This is a genomic window from Streptomyces pseudogriseolus (assembly GCA_002154585.1).
GTDB lineage: Bacteria > Actinomycetota > Actinomycetes > Streptomycetales > Streptomycetaceae > Streptomyces > Streptomyces pseudogriseolus.
The window spans coordinates 1-7709 of the sequence record MUNG01000070.1 but is presented as its reverse complement, the minus strand read 5'-3'; the positions used below and the strand labels follow the sequence as shown (position 1 = coordinate 7709).

Genomic DNA, 7709 nt, shown 5'->3' with positions numbered 1-7709 from the left:
GGCCGTGACGGCGTGGCGGGGGCGGGTGCGGGGGCGGTCCCCGACGGGCTCCCGGAGGGGGACGCGGAGCCGCTTACGGACGGGGACGGGGAGCTGTTCGCGCCCGGCTGGTTCTCCTCGGGCAGATGCCGGCTGACCTCCGCCGTGGTGAGCCCGAGACCGCCCAGCTCGATCGAGTCCCAGGCCTGGAGGCGCTTGGTGTCCCGGTCGAAGTAGAGGATCGACGTCTCGATCGGGTCGGGGTACGTGCCTTCGATCGCGCGCAGGCCGCTGCCGCCGGTGGAGCCCTCGATGCGCAGCCGGGTGCCGTACCGCATGACCTCGGTGTCCTCGCGGTGGAGGTGGCCGGAGAGGACCAGCGGCACGGTGCCGTCGACCTCGCGGGCCGCCGAGGGCTCGTGGACGACCGCCACGTCCACGGGGGTGCCGGCCCGCTTCTGGTCCAGCATCGCGGAGGCGAGCCGGGCGCCCGCCAGCTCCTGGGACTGCTCGGCCCCGGTCTTCTGGGAGCGGTCGGGGGTGAACTGCGGGTCGCCGATGCCGGCGAAGCGCAGACCCGCGACGGTCCTCGCCCGGCCGTCGTCCAGGACGTGCACGTTCCTCATCCGGTCCAGGTAGCGCTGGGTGACGAGCGAGTCGTGGTTGCCGCGCACCCAGACGTACGGGGCGCCCAGGTCCTCGACCGGGTCCAGGAAGCCGTTCTCGGCGGCCGTGCCGTGGTCCATCGTGTCGCCCGAGTCGACGATCACGTCCACCCGGTACTGCTCCACCAGCGAGGCGATGATCTTCCAGCTCGCCGGGTTGAGGTGGATGTCGGAGACGTGCAGGACGCGGATGGTGGTCGGGTCCGGCTGGTAGACCGGAAGCGTGGACGTGGCGTCGTAGAGCTTGGTCACGTTGGTGACCAGGCGGGCCAACTCCTGCTGGTAGACGTCGAACTCGGTGACGATGCTGCGCGCGTCGCCGACCAGCGAGGGTGCGGAGGACAGCAGGCCGGAGAACTTCGGCTCCAGCACCGAGTCCGGGTTCCAGGTCGCGTACGCCGTGCCGCCGGACGCGGCCAGCAGGCCGAGGGCGAGCCCTCCGGCGGCCAGGGCGCGGCGCGGACGGCGGTAGACGAGGAGCCCGAGCGTGGCGGCGCCGGTGACGACGGCGACGCAGGAGCGCACGGCGAGGTCCGCGGTGCCGCGCGCGATGTCCTCGGCGACCTCGTCCTGGAGCCCCGAGAGGCGCTCCGGGTGGTCGACCAGGGCCCGGGAGCGCTCCGGGTCGAGCTGGTCGACGTTGACGTCGAGGCGCACCGGGGCGATGTGGCTGTCGAGCTGGAGCGCGCCCAGGGGCGAGACGTTGATCTTCGTGCCGCCGGTGAAGGACGGGCGCAGGGTCATGGTGGTGTTCATCGGGCCGACCGGCACCCGGACGTTGCCGACGACGAGCAGGCCGAGCCACGCGCCGAGCAGGACCACCGCGACCAGCCCGAGCGCGCGCACCCACGGGCGCGGCCGTGCGCCGGGGGTGAGGGAGAGGGCCGGTGCGGCCGGGGGCCGGCCGCCGGAGCGGTGGCGGCGGGTCGGGGCCTGCGGGAGCCGTGGGAAGCGGTGGATCAGGTTCAGGACGGCAGTCGGGACGCGGGCCATTGATCCCCTATGCCCGTGCGGGCGGCCGGATATGCGAGCGCCGCCCGCATCTCGTACCGACCGATCGTCCCCGACAATGGCTTCGTGCTGGAGATGACGCGCGAGGAGTTCGAGGAGCTGGTCGCCGAGGCGCTGGACCGGATCCCCCCGGAGCTGATGCGGCTCATGGACAACGTCGCGGTGTTCGTGGAGGACGAGCCGCCCGCGGACGACCCGGAGCTGCTCGGGCTGTACGAGGGGACGCCGCTGACCGAGCGGGGGGAGTGGTACGCCGGGGTGCTGCCCGACCGGATCACGATCTACCGGGGGCCGACGCTGCGGATGTGCGAGTCGCGGGAGGACGTGGTCGCGGAGACCGAGATCACGGTGGTGCACGAGATCGCGCACCACTTCGGGATCGACGACGCCCGGCTGCACGCCCTCGGCTACGGATAGGCCGTTCGCGTGTCCTCTTGCGGGTGACGGGAGTTGGGGTTGTCGACCCTGTACTCCACACGGAGGTGGCCCCGTGCGCCGCTTGTACGTACCCGTCCGCCTGGCCGCCGCCGTCGTGGCCGTCGCCGCTGCCGCCGGATGCGTGAGCGTCGGTGACGACGACGCCGGCGGGAAGGCCGGGCCGTCCCACTCCGCGGGCCGCGCGGGCGGCGAGGCCCCGGACGGCGGCACCGACGGGGTGGGCGGCAAGGCCGGCCACGGAGCGGCCGGGGCCGACGGCGGGCACGGCGAGGACGGCGACCGCGACAAGGGCGGCAAGGACGAGAAGAAGAAGCGGAAGGGCAAGCGCACCTCCCCGTCCGGCGACCGGCCGTCCGCCGAGGCCAGCCGCCCCGCGCCGGACGACGGTGACCCGGGCGAACCCGCGTGGCCGACCCCCGACGACCGCCCCGGCCCGCCCGAGCCCAGCCGGACGCCCGATCCGGGGCCCTCCGACCCGCCGCAGGACCCCGGTCCTTCGCCCGAGCCGACCCAGGCCGAGCCGTCCTCGTCCGCGCACCAGCCGCCCGACACGCAGCTCGGTGAGCGGGAGCCGGCGCCGGCGGCGGGGGCGCCGGCCTGACCGACACCGTCACCGTCAGGTGCACCCGCCGTACCCTTCTCACCTGCTGATTTGCATCCGAGGGTCCGGGGTGCGTATGGTGGCAGATCGTTTGATCCTATTTGCCCGGCGCCACAACAGAGCGCGCCGTGTGGCGCGTACTCTCTCCCTTGCCGTGGTGGACCGCATTGAGGCGGTCGTAATTGCGAACTGCGAATCACGGAGTTGACGGGCGCGTGCCGAAGAGACTCCGGAAGGTTTCGCATTCGTATGCCCATCGCCAGTACTGATCACGTCGTCGTGCCCGAGAACACCGAGGACACCGACACCACCGCCGTCACCGGGACGACGGCCCCCGAGATCACCTTCGCCTCCCTCGGCCTGCCCGAGGGCGTCGTGCGCAAGCTCGCGCAGAACGGCGTGACCACCCCCTTCCCGATCCAGGCGGCGACCATCCCGGACGCCCTGGCCGGCAAGGACATCCTCGGCCGCGGCCGCACCGGCTCCGGCAAGACCCTCTCCTTCGGTCTGCCGACCCTGGCGCAGCTCGCCGGCGGCCGCACCGAGAAGCACAAGCCGCGCGCCGTCATCCTGACGCCGACCCGCGAGCTGGCCATGCAGGTGGCCGACGCCCTCCAGCCCTACGGCGACGTCCTCGGCCTGAAGATGAAGGTCGTCTGCGGCGGCACCTCGATGGGCAACCAGATCTACGCCCTCGAGCGTGGGGTCGACGTCCTCGTCGCCACCCCCGGCCGGCTGCGCGACATCATCAACCGCGGCGCCTGCTCGCTGGAGAACGTGGAGATCGCGGTCCTCGACGAGGCCGACCAGATGTCCGACCTCGGCTTCATGCCCGAGGTGACGGAGCTGCTCGACCAGGTCCCCGCCGGCGGCCAGCGCATGCTCTTCTCCGCCACCATGGAGAACGAGATCAAGACCCTCGTCGACCGCTACCTCGACTCCCCGGTGTCGCACGAGGTGGACGCGGCGCAGGGCGCGGTGACGACCATGTCGCACCACATCCTCGTCGTGAAGCCCAAGGACAAGGCGCCGGTCACCGCGGCCATCGCCTCCCGCAAGGGCCGCACCATCATCTTCGTGCGCACCCAGCTCGGCGCCGACCGCGTCGCCGAGCAGCTGCGCGACTCCGGCGTGAAGGCCGAGGCGCTGCACGGCGGCATGACCCAGGGCGCGCGGACCCGCACCCTCGCCGACTTCAAGGACGGCTACGTCAACGTCCTCGTCGCCACCGACGTCGCCGCCCGCGGCATCCACGTCGACGGCATCGACCTGGTGCTGAACGTCGACCCGGCCGGCGACCACAAGGACTACCTGCACCGCGCCGGCCGCACCGCGCGCGCCGGCCGCACCGGCACGGTCGTCTCCCTGTCGCTGCCGCACCAGCGGCGCCAGATCTTCCGCCTCATGGAGGACGCGGGCGTCGACGCCACGCGCCACATCATCCAGGGCGGCGCGGCCTTCGACCCGGAGGTCGCCGAGATCACCGGCGCCCGGTCCATGACCGAGGTGCAGGCCGAGTCCGCCGGCAACGCCGCGCAGCAGGCCGAGCGCGAGGTCGCCCAGCTCACCAAGGAGCTGGAGCGCGCCCAGCGCCGCGCCACCGAGCTGCGCGAGGAGGCCGACCGTCTGCTGGCCCGCGCCGCCCGCGAGCGGGGCGACGACCCGCAGGCCGTGATCGCCGAGGCGGCCGCCGTGGTCGCCGAGGCCGAGGTGGCGCTGCCGGAACAGCCGACCGCGCGGGACGTCGAGCGGACCGAGCCCGTGGAGCGCCCGGCGGCCTCGGCGCCGTACGAGCGTCGTGACGACCGTGGTGACCGCGGTGGCTTCAACCGTGACCGTGACCGTGGTGACCGTGGCGGCTTCCGCCGTGACGACCGCCGTGACGACCGTGGCGGCCGTTCCTTCGACCGCCGTGACGACCGTGGCGACCGGGGCGGTTTCAACCGTGACCGTGACCGTGGTGACCGTGGCGGCTTCCGTCGTGACGACCGCCGTGACGACCGTGGCGGCCGTTCCTTCGACCGCCGCGACGGCGGTGACCGTGGCGGCTTCCGTCGTGACGACCGTGACGACCGCGGCGGGCGTTCCTTCGAGCGCCGTGACGACCGTGGCGACCGGGGCGGGTTCAACCGTGACCGTGGTGACCGTGGCGGCTTCCGTCGCGACGACCGTGGCGGCCGCAGCTTCGACCGCCGCGACGACCGCGGTGACCGTGGCGACCGCGGTGGCTTCAACCGTGACCGCGACCGGGGTGACCGCGGCGGCTTCCGCCGTGACGACCGTCCCGGCCACCGGGGCAGCGACCGCCCCTTCAACCGCGACCGTCAGGGCGACCGCCCCGGCTTCCGCTCCGGCAGCCACGACCGCCCGTACGGCCGTCGTGACGACCACCGTGGCGGCGGCTCCTTCGGGCGCCGCGAGGACAAGCCGCGCTGGAAGCGCAACGGCTGACACCGCCTCACCGCACTGACCGCCGAGGGCCCGCGCGACACCCGTCGCGCGGGCCCTCGCGCATGTGTGCCCCCTCCGGCCGCAACGCGCCTCCCCGATACCCGATCGGCACCCCGCTCGCGTCCGGCTATGCTCGGGGAGGCAACATCGCCAGGGGCCCTTAGCTCAATTGGCAGAGCAGTGGACTTTTAATCCATTGGTTGTGGGTTCGAGTCCCACAGGGCCTACCTCTCGCGGGAGGGCAAGCCCCCGACGCGCGGAACGGCGCTCGCACCGGCCAGACCGGTACGAGCGCCGTTCGCGCAGGCGCGGGAAGCGCCCCGGATCACCCGCCCGGCGCCCCGCCGGAGTCACCCTCGTCCGGGCGGCGGTACGGGTCCAGGAGCTGCACGCCTATGCCGCTGGTCACCAGGCCCGCCGCGATCAGCAGGCCGTCGGGGGCGGCGATGCCCGTGACCAGCATGACCAGCCCGGCGATCAGCACCCACCAGGCGCCGGTACGCCGGTACTCGCGGGGGCGGGTCGGGCGGCCGGTGGTGAGGGAGCGGGCGAAGCGGGGGTCCTCGTGCTCGAGTCGGGCCGCGAGGTCGACCAGGTGATCGTCGTCGGACTGGGGCACGGCTCCTCCTTTCCAGGGGGTGGCCGCCCGGTCACACCGCCGGCGGCCGTCGCTCCGGGCACCGGGACGTGCGCGGACCGGGCACCGGGACGCACGCGGACCGCCGATGTGCCGCGAACTCGGGCCGTGTTTCCAGGAGTTTGCCCCTGCGCCGGGGCCGTCACCCGCCCGGTACGGTGCCTCCAGGGTCGCCCGAGGCGCACGGCCGGAGCCATCCGTCACGCCCCCCAACCTCAAGGGGGACCGGCACGCACACGGTCGCGGGCCCGGGGCCCACCGCGCCAGGAAAATGGGGACTGTCACCGATGGCGCCGCCCCCCGTCCGGAGCGGAGGCTGGACGGTGACGGCCCGCGCCGCGCCCCCGGCCGCGGGCCGTCGGGTTCTTGCACAACCGACGGCGAGGAGGCGGAACCGGGTGCCTCTGTTCTGGCGCATCTTCCTGCTGAACGCCGTCGTCCTGATCGTCGCCACCGCCCTGCTCCTCGGGCCCGTCACCGTGTCCACGCCGGTGCTGCTCACCGAGGCCGCCGTGCTCACCGTGGGGCTGGCCGCCATGCTCGTCGCCAACGCCCTGCTGCTGCGCGTCGGACTCGCCCCGCTCCAGCGCCTCACCCGCGCCATGAACACCACCGACCTGCTCCGCCCCGGACACCGCACCGCGGTCGGCGGGCGCGGCGAGATCGCCGAGCTGATCACCACGTACAACACCATGCTCGACCGGCTGGAGGACGAGCGGGCCACCAGCAGCGCCCGCGCCCTGTCCGCGCAGGAGGCGGAGCGCCGCCGCATCGCCCGCGAGCTGCACGACGAGGTGGGCCAGTCGCTGACCGCCGTGCTGCTCCAGCTCAAACGGGCCGCCGACCACGCCCCGGCCGAGCTCGGCGACGAGCTGCGCCAGGTGCAGGAGACCACCCGCGCCTCCCTGGAGGAGATCCGGCGGATCGCCCGCCGGCTGCGCCCCGGCGTGCTGGACGAGCTGGGCCTGGCCAGCGCCCTCAAGGCGCTCGCCGCCGAGTTCGGCGGGCCAGGACTGGCCGTCCGGCACTGCCTCGACCCCGACCTGCCCGAACTGGACCGCGAGTCGGAGCTGGTGCTCTACCGGGTCGCCCAGGAAGGCCTCACCAACGTCGCGCGGCACGCGGAGGCCCGCCACGCCGAACTGGCCCTGCGCCGCACACCCGGCGGGGTCGAGCTGCGGGTCCGTGACGACGGCCGCGGCACCGGCGGTGCCGACGAGGGCGCCGGCATCCGCGGCATGCGGGAGCGAGCGCTGCTGGTGGGCGCCGAGCTGACCGTGGAGCCCCGCTCCGGCGGCGGCACCGAGCTGCGGCTCGCCGTGCCCGTCCCCGCGCGTTTCCCCGCGCACGTCCTCGTCCCCGTACGGCCCGTGCGGGAGCACGTTCCCTCGACCACACCCGCCGCCGTGCGCCGCTCCGCGCCCGCGCACGCCCCGCCCCCGTGACCGACGTCCCCGACCGGAAACGCGAACCATGAACGACGCGTCCCCCACCCGCATCCTCCTCGCCGACGACCACGCGCTGGTCCGCCGGGGCGTCCGTCTCATCCTGGACGGCGAACCGGACCTGACCGTGGTGGCGGAGGCCGCCGACGGCGCCGAAGCCCTCGAACTGGCCCGCGAGCACCGCCCCGACCTGGCGATCCTCGACATCGCCATGCCGCGCCTGACCGGTCTGCAGGCGGCCCGCGAGCTCTCCCGCACCCTGCCGGAGATCCGGCTCCTCGTGCTGACCATGTACGACAACGAGCAGTTCTTCTTCGAGGCGCTGGCCGCCGGCGCCTCGGGCTACGTCCTGAAGTCCGTCGCCGACCGCGACCTCGTCGAGGCCTGCCACGCCACCATGCGCGGCGAGCCCTTCCTCTACCCGGGGGCGGTCAACGCCCTCGTCCACAACTACCTCGACCTCGCCCGGGACGGCCGGACCC

7 protein-coding genes and 1 tRNA gene are annotated in these 7709 nt (G+C 74.0%); 6 read left to right on the top strand and 2 right to left on the bottom strand.

The features are described from left to right. Positions 1 to 1637 (bottom strand): metallophosphoesterase family protein (locus CCN29_RS07640; RefSeq protein ID WP_107481679.1); only part of this gene is annotated, 1637 nt, incomplete at its 3' end. Between the two features lie 84 nt (positions 1638 to 1721). Between CCN29_RS07640 and CCN29_RS07635 the strand changes: the two genes are divergently transcribed. The 4 genes from CCN29_RS07635 (at position 1722) to CCN29_RS07620 (ending at position 5372) form a co-directional block, all read left to right on the top strand. Further along, positions 1722 to 2072: a metallopeptidase family protein gene (locus tag CCN29_RS07635; protein ID WP_006133340.1), complete on the top strand. Its 351-nt coding sequence runs from the start codon at positions 1722 to 1724 to the stop codon at positions 2070 to 2072. Between the two features lie 73 nt (positions 2073 to 2145). Next, complete coding sequence (locus CCN29_RS07630) at positions 2146 to 2694, top strand: hypothetical protein (protein ID WP_006133339.1); 549 nt, start codon at positions 2146 to 2148, stop codon at positions 2692 to 2694. A gap of 249 nt (positions 2695 to 2943) precedes the next feature. Next, a complete protein-coding gene (locus CCN29_RS07625) occupies positions 2944 to 5145 on the top strand; it encodes a DEAD/DEAH box helicase (protein WP_086680692.1) in 2202 nt (733 codons plus the stop codon). Positions 5146 to 5299: 154 nt separating this feature from the next. After that, a tRNA-Lys gene (locus tag CCN29_RS07620) sits at positions 5300 to 5372 on the top strand. A gap of 98 nt (positions 5373 to 5470) precedes the next feature. Here the strand turns inward: CCN29_RS07620 and CCN29_RS07615 are convergent. After that, positions 5471 to 5764, bottom strand: coding sequence for a DUF3040 domain-containing protein (locus tag CCN29_RS07615; protein ID WP_086680691.1), 294 nt, complete (start codon positions 5762 to 5764; stop codon positions 5471 to 5473). 416 nt (positions 5765 to 6180) lie between these two features. Between CCN29_RS07615 and CCN29_RS07610 the strand changes: the two genes are divergently transcribed. After that, on the top strand, positions 6181 to 7227 hold the full coding sequence (locus CCN29_RS07610; protein WP_086680689.1) for a HAMP domain-containing sensor histidine kinase: 1047 nt from the start codon (positions 6181 to 6183) through the stop codon (positions 7225 to 7227). A 28-nt stretch (positions 7228 to 7255) separates the two neighbouring features. Continuing rightward, on the top strand, positions 7256 to 7709 hold a 454-nt coding region (locus CCN29_RS07605; protein ID WP_086680687.1), incomplete at its 3' end, for a response regulator.

Bases quoted from the DNA above. Each gene is read 5' to 3' on its own strand.
- CCN29_RS07625 (WP_086680692.1), top strand. From the start codon at position 2,944: ATGCCCATCGCCAGTACTGATCACGTCGTCGTGCCCGAGAACACCGAG.